Raw genomic sequence first — 13,336 nt, forward strand, 5'->3', positions numbered from 1 at the left:
ACACCCTGAGTGGGCTCAATGGATTGAGCCTGACACAGCCCAGAGCTCAGATTCCGAGGGACCGGAAGGATGAGAATGATGGTGACCATGCGCCACGGCTTCGTCAAGCTGCTGGGCATCTGCTTTTTCCTGAGTTTGTCGGATGGGCTGACGGCCCAGACGCTGATTCGCAACGCTAGCTACAGTGTGGCTGCGCTGCAACCTGCACCGGTGCTTAGACTGGTGGTTCAGGACGAAGCCGAGTTGGCAGGTGTTGTCGCGGGCGATGCTCCTCAGGATGGCAGCCCCAGCGATTCTACATCGAAGAATGCTGAAATCGTCGCGAACTCCAGTGACAGCGAGGCAGAAAAAAAGCCAGCGCAGCAGTCGCTGGCTCCCCTGCTCAGCCGTCAACTGAGTCTACAAGTGCAAGCTCCATCGACTGCCAACCAAGAAATTGGCACGGGGCTGGTGCCGCAACCCAAGCAACGGCGGTCCACGGCAATCGTGCTACTGCCAGACGGATACGCTCGCGGCATGTATGGTACTCAGGTGTATTGGCGTGCTAGCAACATTCAGCACTTCCCGCTGTATTTTGAAGACGCCATGCTCGAGCGACATGGTCACAGCCGGTGCCATCACGGTTCGGAATGCCGTCAGTCCATCGTTTCGGGTGTGAAGTTCTTTGGAACCATCCCGCTTCTGCCCTACCTGCACACATTGCAGCCCAAACATCAATGCGTCTACTCACTGGGACACTATCGATCTGGCAGTGCAGCGCCGTGTTTGCGCGACAGTCTTCCGTATGACCGACGAGCCGCAATCGTTGAATCTGCCTCCGCTGCCGCTTTCTTCTGGGCTATGCCGCTGTGAGCCACAAGCTTTGAAGGCGAGCCACGCGATGACATTTGTGCCAGACCGGATAGTCGCGGAGGATTCGCTATGCCATTGAAGCCTGCTGTCAGGCGAGGGCACTCCATTGTCAAGAGGAACGAACTTTCTCAGTCAGCCAAGACCAGTTCTAGCAAACAGCTCTATGTCCTCCCACCTATCGGCACCACACATCACCGCCAGCACCAAGATATCTACAATGTCGTGGTGACGACAGCGCTCGATTCGCGGATCTTCAACGATCGACATGCACTCGACCAGCGTTGATTTTGTTATCATTCGCCAAGGCTCCCAATGTGATTGTGTTGGACTAAACAATCAATCACTGCTAGCCTTTACTTTGGCAGCCTCACCTCCAACAATCCTCATTCAATTCCCTAAAGCGTTTGCCCTGAGTTCTGTGTAAGTGAGGTGTCACTCGCGTTGAAAGTCAAAGTCTGTTAATCCGGAGTTAACTGAAGGTCAACGGGTACTCGTAAGGATACTTTCGTGCCTTGGCCTGGCTGCGATTGAACTTCCAAATTTCCGTGGATGGCTGCCGCACGGCGCTTCATGCTGGCTAGGCCCAACTGTCCGGCCGCTGGGGTTGAATGCGTATCAAAGCCCCGTCCCTGGTCGGTGATCTCAAGAAGTATGAATTGGGAGTGCCGCTGCATAGTAACTTGTATGGACGTTGGTCCGGCATGTTGTACCGCGTTCATAACCGCCTGCTGCAAGATTCGCAAGATCGACCAGGTGACCTCGGTTGATATACCAACGTCGGTGGTGGCATCAACCTGCAACCGGAGCTGCTGAGCTGCCTGTTGAGCCAACGGCTCAGCCTTCTGCAGGAATTGGCGAATGCCATCTGTCAGCCCATGAGGCGTTCCCCGGCCCATTCCTTCCAAGAAACCCATCAGGGCGCGCCCTTCTTCAATGGCATTCCGCAGGCACTGCATAGCCAATTTATATTGATCTGTTTCGGCCGCTTGACGCAGAGTTGCCAATTGCATCTGGGCTCCGTGAAGCCAAGGCATCAGACCGTCGTGTATTTCGCAGGCCAGCCATTGTAGTGATGTGTCAGGTCTGTTCATGCGTCCTCCGTACGGTCAACTGAAGTCGGCTCCCAGGCGTGGTAGCGGTCGAACAGGTCCATCAAGCACTCCCTCAAGCTACCGCCGTGCTTTTCCAACAATTGCTGGAGATTCAAGCCATTTAAGAATTGCGTTAGTGACCGATTGGAACCAGCGACCTGCCAGGCCTGTTGGACAATCTTTGACGTCAGTTCCATGGTGACGTGGGTGCGGTAAAGCGTAGGCAGGCCCACTGAGCGATGGCTAGTAACTAGCAGTCCTGCCCCGCGTCTCCAAGTGATTGAGCGAATGCGCAACCGCCCAACCCAGCTCAACTGTTCAAATCCATCTACAACCAGCAGATCGCCGGCACCCAGATGTTTTAGCTTGTAACCCAACCGCTGCATGACGGGATGCCCGCGCCGAATCGAAAACCAAACAACGTTTCTCCTGACGGCACGGTCGGCAGGTTGGTGGCTTTCACAACCCGTTGCGTTCGCCAGAGTCGGATCCCATCCACTGGCTGTTTTACGCGCTGGCGCTTTGGGTTGGGAGCTGAAATAGGCGGGGGCAGCGGTGCCCTGCGAAGCCTCGCCAGCGGCCTCCAGTTGAGCGCTGTCTCGCTGCGTCACGTTACCCAAGAGCGGTACTAGATGTGACAGCAACGTGGACTTGCCGCTTCCATGCGGGCCAAGGATTTGTGCGCGCCCGTTGAGTCTTTCCAATTGCTGTTGCAGATGACGTAATGTTACTCCGTCGCTCTCCACCCACGGTAATCTGCCTGGAGCCACGTAGCGCGTTGCGAAGGGGTTGATGGGGGATGGCATTACGGAATGCGGCAGTGCACGAATTGGAGTAGTGGTAGAATTCATGACCAATTTTAGTCGCTGTGGTGGCCCTGTCGCAGTGCCGACTTCTTTGCATCAAAACTTCCAGTGAGACCGAGAATCAAGCATGGGGCGGCAACGACGCTCGATTTGGCCTCGTTTGTCCCAGCCTACGAAACAGGCACTTGGTACAAGTTGTTAGCGTCGATGTAGGCCCAAACTGAGGCCGGCACCATATAACGTATGGACCTGCCTTGAGTTATACGTTGCCGTATGTCGGTGGAGGATATTTCAAACTGTGGTAGCCGCAAGAGGTGCCTGGCTGGCATGTCTTCCTCACGCACGTGGTCCGGCAAATATGGGGACAGTAGGCGCAGGTCAGGTGGCGGTTGACCACCGCGAGCAACTACAACGACCCGAGCCAGCCGACAGATGCGCTCGGGCTGACGCCACTGACTGAAATTTGCCAGAGAGTCGGCGCCGATCAACAGGATCAAGTGTGTGTCTGGAAATTGCTGACCTAGGTGGGTCAGCGTTTCCACTGTATAGGACTGGCCGCCACGCCGTAGCTCGCAGTCGTCCACTATGAATTGGGGATTGCCGCTGGTGGCCAGTCGCAGCATCTCCAGTCGGTGATTCGCGCTGGTTGCATTTTTTAATTCTGCATGGGGAGCTGTAGCCGCTGGTATCCAGCGCAGCTGATCCAGCTCCAACCGTTCGCACGCCAGTTCTGCAATCAACAAGTGTCCGACGTGAACTGGGTCAAATGTGCCACCCCAAATTCCAATCGAGCGTCCTTTTTTCGACTCGCTCATGTTCACCTGCTTCGTCATTAGGGTGCTCTACGGTTATCATTTACCGGTCAACTATGCCGGCCTTGTCCGCTGTTGACAGCTGAACGCCTCACGAAATTGCTATGAGCCAACCCGAATTATTTGATACTAACCTACCGCCCTGGGAAATGGACTCCCAAGGTGAATGCCGCGCAGCCAGCGTCGTGTTCAGCGAGCCGCCGCACGGACCGTTGAGCTATCGCGTACCCGATGCTTGGCTCGACCAGCTTGTGCCGGGCTGCCGCGTGAAAGTTCCGCTCGGAAAATCCAATCGACAGCTGCTGGGCTATTGTATCGCGGTCGAGACGATTGCGCAGGCACCTGGTTCCCTGAAAGCGATCGAAGAGTTGGTCGATAGTGAGCCGATTTGTACACCTCAGGTTCTAGAGCTGCTGCAATGGATGAGCCGCTACTATCTTGCTCCCTTGGGACAAGTGATCGAAGCGGCAATACCGGCCGGGGTCCGCAGCGCAGCCGGAACACGGCAACGCACCATGTTATATGCCACCGCGCGAGCGACGCAGGAGGCCATCCAGGCCTTGTCGTCAGCCAAACAACAAGAGGTACTGCGTCAATTGATTCGCGTGGCCAGTGGTATATCCAGCGAGCAGTTGCAGACGCTGGCGGGTTGTTCGGCGGCTCCCATTGCCGCGCTGCGTCGGTGTGGCTTGATTGAAGCTCGCCAAGAAAGCTATACGCAATTTGATCCAGAACCCAGCGTTGATTCGGCGTCGACGCCGTTGGCGCTGAGCGTCGACCAACGTCAGGCGCTGCGCTTGATCACCCAGGCTCTGGAGGCCCACCGCCAACAAACCATTTTGCTTCACGGCGTGACAGGCAGCGGTAAAACCGAAGTCTACATGCAAGCCATTCATGAAGTGATCGCTTATGGACGTCAGGCTATCGTGCTCGTTCCAGAAATCAGCTTGACTCCACAAACCCATCATCGCTTTCAAGCACGGTTTGGTAAGGTTGCCATTCTGCATAGTCACCAAAGCGATATCCAACGACATTATCAGTGGCGGCGAATCGCTAGCGGCCAGGCCGATGTGGTGATCGGTCCCCGTAGCGCCGTGTTCGCACCGCTGCCGCGTTTGGGGCTGATCGTGCTGGACGAAGAGCACGAATCGTCGTTCAAGCAAGATACCTTGCCCCGCTATCACACGCGCGATGTGGCCCTGCATCGAACTTATCTGGAGCAGATTCCGCTGGTGCTTGGCAGTGCCACGCCGAGTTTAGAGAGCTGGCATCGCGCGCAGAATGGTAAATACCAGTTGGCCAAACTGCCTCGCCGGATTCACAATCGACCGCTGCCAGAGGTGGAAATCATCGACTTGCGTTCCCAGCCTCAGACAACGCACCGAGGTGCCATTTCAGGGCCATTGGAGCGGGCTATGCAAGAGACGCTCAGTGGTGACGGGCAAATTATGCTGCTGTTGAACCGCCGGGGATTCGCCACGACGATCCAGTGCCCGCGCTGTGGGTATGTGGTCGAATGTCCAGATTGCGACCTGCCGCTGACCCATCATCGCGATGGCCTGAAGGCCTGTTGTCATTACTGCGACTACTCGATTGCGTCGCCTCCAGCTTGCTTGCGCTGCAGCTTCGACGGTATTCGTTACGCCGGTCAAGGTACACAGCGCTTGGAAGTTGAAGTTCAGCATCGGTTTCCTCAGGCTACTGTAGCGCGCATGGATAGCGATACCATGCGCAAGCCGGGGAGTCATCAGCGAGTCTTAGACCAGTTCCGGAAAGGAGCAACCCAGATTCTGCTGGGCACGCAGATGATTGCCAAAGGGCTGGATTTCCCCAATGTGTTGCTAGTAGGCGTGATCAACGCCGACACCGCCCTGCACTTCCCCGACTTTCGCGCCGCCGAGAAGACCTTTCAGTTGGTAACGCAGGTCGCGGGACGTACGGGCCGAGGCGATCGCGTGGGGCGGGTGCTCGTGCAAACCTTTTCGCCCGAGCATCCAGCCATCGTAGCTGCCAGCCGTCACGACTACATGAGCTTTGCGACCCACGAGTTGGTGCAACGAGCCCACTTCGGCTATCCACCACACGGGAGCCTGGTGAGGATTATCATGCGCGGTCCAGAACTGGCTGCCGTCGAAGCATTTGCTGAGTCGATGGTCCAGCGGTTACAGGCACTGCGCGCGCAGCAGCAACTCGACTGCCGAATTTTGGGCCCTGCTCCGCCGCCGTTGGCACGTCTGCGCGGCAATTATCGAATGCATGTTTTACTGCTGTCCAGCCAGCCCGAACCGTTGCACCGATTAGTCCGCCAGGCGATAGACAACCTCAAGCCAGTCAAGGATATTCAGTACGTGATTGACATCGACCCGTTAGATACGCTGTAGCCTGATCCAGCCAGCTGTTGGGGAAGTGGCCCGTAGAGAATATGTCAGCGGCTACTGTCGCCCACCGCCCGCTGTCGGAGGCTAACTATCAGCCGCGCACCTTAGTGGTTGTGCTGACGCCAGCGGTTGGTATCCTAGCCCCTGATCTGTTGTAAGTTTCTAGAATTTTTCTTCGTTTCGGAGATACCAGTATGCGTTATCATGCACGGTTGTACTGTTGGGTTCTTGTCTGGTTCGTGTGCGCCTGCGGTGCAGTGACGCCTGAGAGCCAAGCTGATCAGTCCCCAGCCGCTGATGTACAGACCGCTGTGGGTTGGGTCTATGAAGACCTCAACGGCAATGGTGTTCGCGACGCTGGAGAGCCCGGTTTGCCCGGCGTTCGCGTCAGCAACGGTCGAGACATTGTGTTGACCGATCCCCAGGGGCATTATCAGTTAACCGTGGACGACGATGACATTCTTTTTGTCATTAAGCCGCGTAATTTTATGACGCCGGTCGACCAGCAGAATCTTCCTCAGTTTTATTACATTCACAAGCCAGCCGGGTCGCCAGCCAACTTTAAGTATCCGGGCGTTGCACCTACGGGGTCATTGCCAGCCTCAATTAACTTCGCGCTGCGACGGCAGAGCGAGCCCGATAGATTTCGCGTTCTGATGTTCGGAGATACACAGCCTCGTGACCGGACAGAAGTGGAGTATATGGCCCACGACATCATCGAACAGATCATTGCCAACGAGAATCACGGAGCTGCCTTCGGAGTTACCTTGGGCGACATCGTGTTTGACGATCTGGATGTCATGCAGCCTCATAATGAAGCCGTGGCGCTATTGGGAATTCCCTGGTACAACGTGTTGGGTAATCACGACATCAACTATGATGCCGCCGACGATGAGCACAGTGACGAAACGTTCGAGCGTGTATACGGACCAGCGTACTATTCGTTTGACTACGGGCCGGCGCACTTCATCGTGGTCGATGATGTAGACTGGTTGGCCGCCAGCGGTGGCCGACCGGCACACTATGTCGGCGGACTTGGCCCACAGCAGTTGACGTTCATTAAGAACGACTTAGCGGGAATTCCAGCCGAGCAGCTGGTAGTGCTGATGATGCACATCCCGCTGATAGACGTCCAGGATCGTCAGCATCTGTATCGCTTGATCGAGCGGCGACCGGCTGTGGTTTCGTTGTCGGCGCATACACATTACATGGAACACCGGTACATCGGTCCAGAGGATGGATGGCAAGGTACCAAGCCGCATCATCACATTGTCAATGTCACGGTTTGTGGCAGTTGGTGGAGTGGTCGCAAGGATGAACGCGGCATTCCACATGCGACGATGAGTGATGGTGGACCCAATGGCTATTCAGTCATGGAGTTCGACGGACAGAACTATTCACTACAGTTTCGCGCTGCAGGTCGTCCAGCCGAGTACCAAATGAACATCTATGCCCCTGAATCGCTGGCTGGCGAAAAGGTGCCAGGAACCGAAATATTGGCCAACGTGTTTGCCGGGTGCGACAAGACTAAGTGTCAGTTACGCCTTGGGCCGCAGGCTGCTTGGGTCCAAATGCAACAGGTGCGACGTGCCGACCCAGCTTTTGAAGCCGAACTCAAGCGAGATGCCCAGTTACTCATGCGGCAATGGCGTGACTTGCCCAAACCCCATGAAACCCCGCACCTGTGGCGCGCAGTTCTGGCCGATAGCCTGCCCACTGGTACTCACACCATCGAAGTGCAAGTCACTTGGCCCGATGGCTCCACACAAATATCTCGCCGCGCTTTGCGAGTTGAATAATCCGGGTCGCAGCAGTGAACTTGAACAAGCGCGCTGTGGCCAGTGAATTTGTGGTTGGTGTTTTCCTAACGGTCCAGCGCGGCTACCGCGTTTTTAACACTGGGCGCACTGGCTTGCGACAGGTGCATCAGTTGACTGCGCGCCTCCCAATAGTCCAGGATGGCGACTCGCATGTCCACCGGTAGTCGTTGAGTTCCTCTATCAAATTGCGGACTCGCTGGCCCAAACAGTACGCTGGCCAGATAGTCCGCCGGAATTCGTGAATCGACCATTTCTAGAGCTGCGCCCACCTTATGCCAGATCGTTGGTAGGGATCGCTGCTGGATTTCACGCTGACGAGAGGCGGCCAAGCCGCGCAGGCTGCGCTCTTGACGAACGTAGGCCAATGCCTGCGCGGCGGCTTCCGCATCTCCCTCCTGGTAGGTGGTGATCCACAGTTGAGAACGTCCCAGCAATTGCGGGCGCTCGCTAGCTCCTCCAGAGATGCCCGCCGCTGTCATGTGGACTTTTAGCAAATCAGCGCGCCAATCGGGCGAAACTTCAACTAGCACAGCGATTTCTCGCGCGCCTTCCAGCACATCGACCGGGCCGGGACGAAATTTGTACATCACGCCGAAGCCTTGTCGAATCGTACCGCTGCTGGTCAACGTTTGCATCGGCGGTCGTCGCTGGTAGCTCTCTTGCACCTCGAATTGATTACGATATTCGCCCCGAGCGCTGGCCTGCCCGACCGTCGGATAAGCTGCGGCTAAGCTGAAGTTGAATTGTTCATCTTTGTGGCGCGAGGCTTCGACTTTGACGGTACCCTCGTACTGAGAGTAAGTTTCATTCTTGGGCCAGAAGTCAACCACGCGCATGGTTTGCCCGGTACTATCGAGTTCAATACAGTACTCGCTAACCGCGCCTGCGAACTCTGGGGAGATGAAGGTGGACACGGGAATCTTCAGTCGCAGCAGTCTGCCGCCCATGGTTGGTGCAGACACTACTTGCGGATTGACCGGCTGAGCAATTACCACGGCCGGGACGTCGAAGACGACCGCTTCGCGCTGCCCGGCTGCCAGAGTGCTACCGCCAAGAAGACTCCCGAAGCACAGAGTTGATAGCGCGCATCGAAAAGAAATTGAACCGTTCATCAAGCACCCCCGCATCGCATTAAAGCCAGTGGTGCTCGTGCACTTCCGTGCTGCGGACCAGGAGTGTAGCTTCTGCCAACTCCAGTCCGTTTTCATCCTGAATCGTTCATCAGAAGCATTTCCACGGCTTCTGTGTTCCAGCATCGCATGAGCGTGATAATCCTACCGCCGACTAAATGTCCGGCAAGTTAGACTGTAAGGCCGGAGTGAGGAGCTTGAGTTTTATCGGGGAAGGTTGGCGGGAACGTTCACCCTCTAACGCGTTGAGTTACCGCCATTGTTGGCGAGCTGACCTGTTGGGCTATCAACTCCAAATGGCGGCTAGGAATATCCCGCAGGTCACGGTTCCGCATATGACTTTGCCGACGGTGCCCAGCAAACGTCCCCAAAAGGCAGCGTGACCAACATGCAGACTCTCATCCCAACTCTTTCCGGCCCACCGCTCGCCGCTCACCGCTCCCACCGCCGCGCCGGCACCGCCTAGCAACAGCGATCCGAGAACCGAGCCGACGACGGGAATCGGAATGATAGCACCGGCAAATAACCCCACAATCGCGCCGCCAATCGACCCGACAATTGCTAGCATGGTCGCTCGTTTGCTGGCACCGAGGCGACTAGCCCCCAGCGCGCTAGCGGCCAATTCCAGCAATTCCCCCAATCCTGCCACCGCCACCAAAGCGAGTAGCGGCCACAGGCCAACATGCTCGGCTCGCTCGGGAGTACTTAGGAGGAAGCAGCCTGCTCCCAGCGCGACAACCAGCCAGTTACCCGGCATTCCCAAGACCGTGATGGCCAAACCTATGATGGCGGCTAGCGACAATGTAGCTAACAGAAGCAAATCGAGTGTCCACTGCATAGGGTCGTCAACAATCTGGATATCGCTTGAGCCAATTTTCGACTAGCGGACGCGGCTTGGTTTGATTGAAAGCATCCACGACAGCGCGACACACAACTGGTACAACGTTGGGGCTCATGGATTTCCTTTGAGTGAGCGCGCGGATTTTAACACGTCAACCAGCGCTCGCTCCACAGCCGCGAAGACGTTCGTCCAGTCACCAGCGGATGGTTGTCGGAAGAGGCGTACACTAGGATACCATGGCGAATCGCTGCGTTGCAGCAGCCAGCGCCAGTCGGGCACGAAGCTGAGTACAATCCAGGTCGGTACACCTAACGCCCCACCCAAATGCGCAATGGCCGTGTCGCTGGTGATGACCAAGTCAAGGGATTGCATAATGGCGGCGGTATCCATGAAGGCACCGCTGCTGGTGTCTGTGGAATCATCCAGTCGCATGATTGGAGGTCCGCGCCACTGGTCAAGCTGCTGGCTACCAAATCCCTTCTGCAGGCTAACGAGCTGGACGCCATCAATCCGTGCAATTGCTTCAAATTCGCTCAGTGGACAGCTGCGATACAGGTCGGCTTGATGATCGGGATTTCCTTGCCAGGCGATACCGATACGAAACTGGCCTGGCGATTTTGGCAGAGTAGCCTGCCAGTACTGACGTAGGTTCTGTGTCGGCTGAATGTAGCCAGCCATGCCGGGTATCGTGGGCAAATCGAGCTGTAGCAAGTCGGCGACATCCAGCAGCGAGCATTGTACGTCCATTGGCTGGGGAACCGCTAAATTGTTGGGATAAACCGGTCCCAGGTTGGCATTGTTTTGCAGCAGGGCCATCAATGCTGCTTGACAGTGAATCAGCGTCTTGGCACCCCGCTGCCGTAGAATCTCTGCAAATCGAACGAATTGCAAGGTGTCGCCCAAACCCTGCTCGGCGGTCAAGAGAATCGCTTTGCCGCTGGGGTGCGTACCGTCCCAAACGGGGATGGATGGTAGGCGGTTCAGATCACCGACGCGCCAACGCCAGCGGTATTGGGTCCATCCCTCAGCGAACCGCCCTTGCAGCAGGTAGATCACCCCCAAATTGCGATGCAGCTCCGCGTCCTGCGGACTCAGCTCCAGTGCTTGGCCATAGTATTGGAGCGCCAGATCCAGGTTCCCATTCCAAGCATGGAGCGTGCCACGATTTTTATAGGCGTTGAAATAATTGGGTTGAAGCGTAATAGCCTTCTGAAAACATTGGTCGGCTTCTTCAAATTGGCCGACATACCGCAGGCTATTGCCCAGATTATTGAGTGCAATGGGGAATTTTGACTGAAGCTGCAGGGCGCGCTGATAGGACTCAACGGCCTGCTGATAGTGCCGCTGATCGTGCAGTGCAATACCCAGGTAGCACCACGCGTTAGCGTCGTTGGGCTGCAGCGCGATCACGCGTCGGTAAATCTGTTCGGCTTCAGCCGGCCGCTGTTGTTGGTGAATTTTCCAGCCGCGGCTTAGTTCAGATTGCAGTGACGACATCAGCGGTTGCCCAGAAGTCCTGGCTGACACACTAAAAGACAAGTGGCACGCCCATCGATGATGTTGAGCGTGCCACACAAGTTCAATCGTTACTATTTGCAACTGCAAGTATTCCGGCAGTTGCCTGATCTGATTAATCCAAGAAGCCGACTAGATCTTGGCTGCGACTGGGCTGTTGCAGCTTGCGTACGGCCTTGGCTTCAATTTGGCGAATGCGTTCGCGGGTCACCTTAAAAATGTGGCCAACCTCTTCCAACGTGTAGCTGTAGCCATCTCCCAAGCCATACCGTAGCTTGATGATTTCGCGTTCTCGATAGCTGAGCGACTTGAGTACATGTTGAATACGGGCGCGTAGCATTTCTTGACCGGCACCGATGGCTGGACTTTCGGCCATACCATCGGGCAGCAGATCACCGAACTGGCTATCTTCGCTATTGCCAACCGGTCGATCTAAGCTGATCGGGTAGCGGCTCATCGCCAATACGCGGCGCGCCTCTTCCACGGTCGTCTCGGCTCGACGGGCGGTTTCTTCCAATGTTGGTTCTCGTCCCAATTCCTGCAACAGTTGGCGCGATACATTGCGAACGCGTGACATTGTTTCGACCATGTGCACGGGTATGCGAATGGTTCGGCTTTGGTCCGCCACGGCTCGCGTGATGGCCTGGCGAATCCACCAGGTAGCGTAAGTACAGAACTTGAAACCGCGTCGGTATTCGAACTTGTCTACCGCCCGCATCAGACCCGCGTTGCCTTCCTGGATCAAATCTAGAAAGCTTAATCCGCGATTGCGATACTTCTTAGCGATGGACACAACCAAACGTAAGTTGCCTTCGGAAAGTTGCTTTTTGGCTCGTTGGTAATCTTGAAATACCGTATTGACCATTTCCACGCGGCGACGGAGGCTGAGTGGGGTTTCTTGAGTCGCCATCAGCAGTTCGCGGAATTCGCGGATCAATTCCGAGCGTTGCGAAGCGGAGACGCGATCGCCGCTAAGTCGCGTGAATTCTCTGCGCAGATCGTCGATGCGGCGACTGAATTTCTCCAGATCTAAAAGCCGGGCCTCCAGACGCTGTGTTCGCAAGCCAAGCTCCTCGACCAACCGCACGGCCTTGCGACGCCGGCGCGCCAGAGCGGCCCAAGCCTGATCGCGAATCTCTCGCGGCTGAGAACGGCTCAGCGCGACGCGATAATCGCGAGCGTTGCGCTTGATAAGCACATCCAGAGTCTTCAGATTATGAGGCAACCTGCCCAGAATCTGATCTTTTTCCAGGTGATCGGTCACCGACACCTGCACGGTGCGATCAAAAGGCAATTCACCGGTGTGAACGCGCTTCAATATCTTGTAGGCAAATTGCATTACGTAGTCGCACTCAAGCAACTTCGTACGGAATCGTCGCCGAGCGACTTCGATTGACTTGGCGAGCCGAATTTCTTCGTCGCGCGTCAACAGCGGAATTTCACCCATTTGAGTCAGATACATCCGCACGGGGTCATCCGACCACGATTCGGCCTCTTCTTCGGCCGCCGCCAGCAGCTCTTCGTCGCTTTCGAGTTGTACTTCACCTTCGGCAGCTAAGCCGTCGTCGTCGGGCAAGCCTTCGACTACCGGATCGTCATCGTCGATGGGCAACTTTTGAAACGTATCAAGGACATCGTCACCAGCGCGCGGGGTATCTTCATCGAATTCGTCCAGCATTACATCAAACAAGGGGATGCTCCTGAGTTGTCAAAAATGACCAAGCCGCTTCGAACGCAGTGAATCATGCTTAAATCTGCCTACCGCGTGCCAGCACTACCAACTCTACCACCTGACAAGCGGTTGTTCGCGTCGAAGCAACAAATTGTAAAAGTTTGCGTTTAGGTAATCTTGTCCGTCATTTCCGCAAGGTTTGATACTAATCACCAGCCGACGAAAATCTACTGATCAAAACCTGCAAAGACAACGGGCCGGTCTCCTCGATTCCTCCAACGTACGGAAGCGGGGTGAGTACGCCTTCTGGCTTGACTCAACCATCACCGCTGCAGCTCGCACATCAGCAAATCTAATGCTTCCCTTAATGGTGCTAGAGAGCGCCCACGCATGCGGCCAAGGGCGCACACGTGCCACTT

Annotated in this window: 11 protein-coding genes; 3 read left to right on the forward strand and 8 right to left on the reverse strand. The window is 56.0% G+C overall.

Features of this window, described 5'->3' with window-relative positions; translation table 11 throughout:
* Window positions 1–75: 75 nt before the first annotated feature.
* Complete coding sequence (locus tag KF752_18695) at window positions 76–852, forward strand: hypothetical protein (protein MBX3423590.1); 777 nt, start codon at window positions 76–78, stop codon at window positions 850–852.
* Between the two features lie 132 nt (window positions 853–984).
* Here the strand turns inward: KF752_18695 and KF752_18700 are convergent, their stop codons facing one another.
* The 4 genes from KF752_18700 to nadD all read right to left on the reverse strand — a co-directional run bounded on the left by KF752_18700 (window position 985) and on the right by nadD (window position 3,564).
* Complete coding sequence (locus tag KF752_18700; protein ID MBX3423591.1) at window positions 985–1,149, reverse strand: transposase family protein; 165 nt, start codon at window positions 1,147–1,149, stop codon at window positions 985–987.
* A 161-nt stretch (window positions 1,150–1,310) separates the two neighbouring features.
* The gene (locus KF752_18705; GenBank protein MBX3423592.1) at window positions 1,311–1,943 is read right to left on the reverse strand and encodes an ATP-binding protein; all 633 of its coding nucleotides are present in this window, start codon (window positions 1,941–1,943) and stop codon (window positions 1,311–1,313) included.
* A complete protein-coding gene (locus KF752_18710) occupies window positions 1,940–2,794 on the reverse strand; it encodes a hypothetical protein (GenBank protein MBX3423593.1) in 855 nt (284 codons plus the stop codon). Before KF752_18710 ends, KF752_18705 begins: the two co-directional genes overlap by 4 nt.
* Before the next feature lie 125 nt (window positions 2,795–2,919).
* On the reverse strand, window positions 2,920–3,564 hold the full coding sequence (gene nadD, locus KF752_18715; GenBank protein ID MBX3423594.1) for a nicotinate (nicotinamide) nucleotide adenylyltransferase: 645 nt from the start codon (window positions 3,562–3,564) through the stop codon (window positions 2,920–2,922).
* Window positions 3,565–3,665: 101 nt separating this feature from the next.
* Here nadD and priA point away from each other — a divergent pair, with 101 nt between their 5' ends.
* Entirely contained in the window at window positions 3,666–5,942 is a 2,277-nt protein-coding gene (gene priA, locus KF752_18720) for a primosomal protein N' (GenBank protein MBX3423595.1), read from the forward strand.
* Between the two features lie 191 nt (window positions 5,943–6,133).
* Complete coding sequence (locus tag KF752_18725; GenBank protein ID MBX3423596.1) at window positions 6,134–7,738, forward strand: calcineurin-like phosphoesterase family protein; 1,605 nt, start codon at window positions 6,134–6,136, stop codon at window positions 7,736–7,738.
* A 65-nt stretch (window positions 7,739–7,803) separates the two neighbouring features.
* Here the strand turns inward: KF752_18725 and KF752_18730 are convergent, their stop codons facing one another.
* From KF752_18730 to KF752_18745, 4 genes are all read right to left on the reverse strand, one after another.
* Complete coding sequence (locus tag KF752_18730) at window positions 7,804–8,871, reverse strand: hypothetical protein (GenBank protein MBX3423597.1); 1,068 nt, start codon at window positions 8,869–8,871, stop codon at window positions 7,804–7,806.
* Window positions 8,872–9,175: 304 nt separating this feature from the next.
* Window positions 9,176–9,727, reverse strand: coding sequence for a DUF456 domain-containing protein (locus tag KF752_18735; protein MBX3423598.1), 552 nt, complete (start codon window positions 9,725–9,727; stop codon window positions 9,176–9,178).
* 114 nt (window positions 9,728–9,841) lie between these two features.
* On the reverse strand, window positions 9,842–11,227 hold the full coding sequence (locus tag KF752_18740; protein MBX3423599.1) for a glycosyltransferase family protein: 1,386 nt from the start codon (window positions 11,225–11,227) through the stop codon (window positions 9,842–9,844).
* Window positions 11,228–11,360: 133 nt separating this feature from the next.
* Window positions 11,361–12,935, reverse strand: a complete 1,575-nt coding sequence (locus tag KF752_18745; GenBank protein ID MBX3423600.1) for a sigma-70 family RNA polymerase sigma factor — start codon at window positions 12,933–12,935, stop codon at window positions 11,361–11,363.
* Between the last annotated feature and the right edge of the window lie 401 nt (window positions 12,936–13,336).

It is taken from the genome of Pirellulaceae bacterium (assembly GCA_019636385.1).
Taxonomy (GTDB): domain Bacteria; phylum Planctomycetota; class Planctomycetia; order Pirellulales; family Pirellulaceae; genus Aureliella.

Excerpts from the sequence above, each read along its gene's own strand:
- priA (MBX3423595.1), top strand. The coding sequence starts at position 3,666 with ATGAGCCAACCCGAATTATTTGATACTAACCTACCGCCCTGGGAAATG.
- KF752_18725 (MBX3423596.1), top strand. The coding sequence starts at position 6,134 with ATGCGTTATCATGCACGGTTGTACTGTTGGGTTCTTGTCTGGTTCGTG.
- KF752_18730 (MBX3423597.1), bottom strand. The coding sequence starts at position 8,871 with ATGAACGGTTCAATTTCTTTTCGATGCGCGCTATCAACTCTGTGCTTC.
- KF752_18740 (MBX3423599.1), bottom strand. The coding sequence starts at position 11,227 with ATGTCGTCACTGCAATCTGAACTAAGCCGCGGCTGGAAAATTCACCAA.
- KF752_18695 (MBX3423590.1), top strand. The coding sequence starts at position 76 with ATGATGGTGACCATGCGCCACGGCTTCGTCAAGCTGCTGGGCATCTGC.
- KF752_18710 (MBX3423593.1), bottom strand. The coding sequence starts at position 2,794 with ATGAATTCTACCACTACTCCAATTCGTGCACTGCCGCATTCCGTAATG.
- KF752_18700 (MBX3423591.1), bottom strand. The coding sequence starts at position 1,149 with ATGATAACAAAATCAACGCTGGTCGAGTGCATGTCGATCGTTGAAGAT.
- nadD (MBX3423594.1), bottom strand. The coding sequence starts at position 3,564 with ATGAGCGAGTCGAAAAAAGGACGCTCGATTGGAATTTGGGGTGGCACA.
- KF752_18735 (MBX3423598.1), bottom strand. The coding sequence starts at position 9,727 with ATGCAGTGGACACTCGATTTGCTTCTGTTAGCTACATTGTCGCTAGCC.
- KF752_18705 (MBX3423592.1), bottom strand. The coding sequence starts at position 1,943 with ATGAACAGACCTGACACATCACTACAATGGCTGGCCTGCGAAATACAC.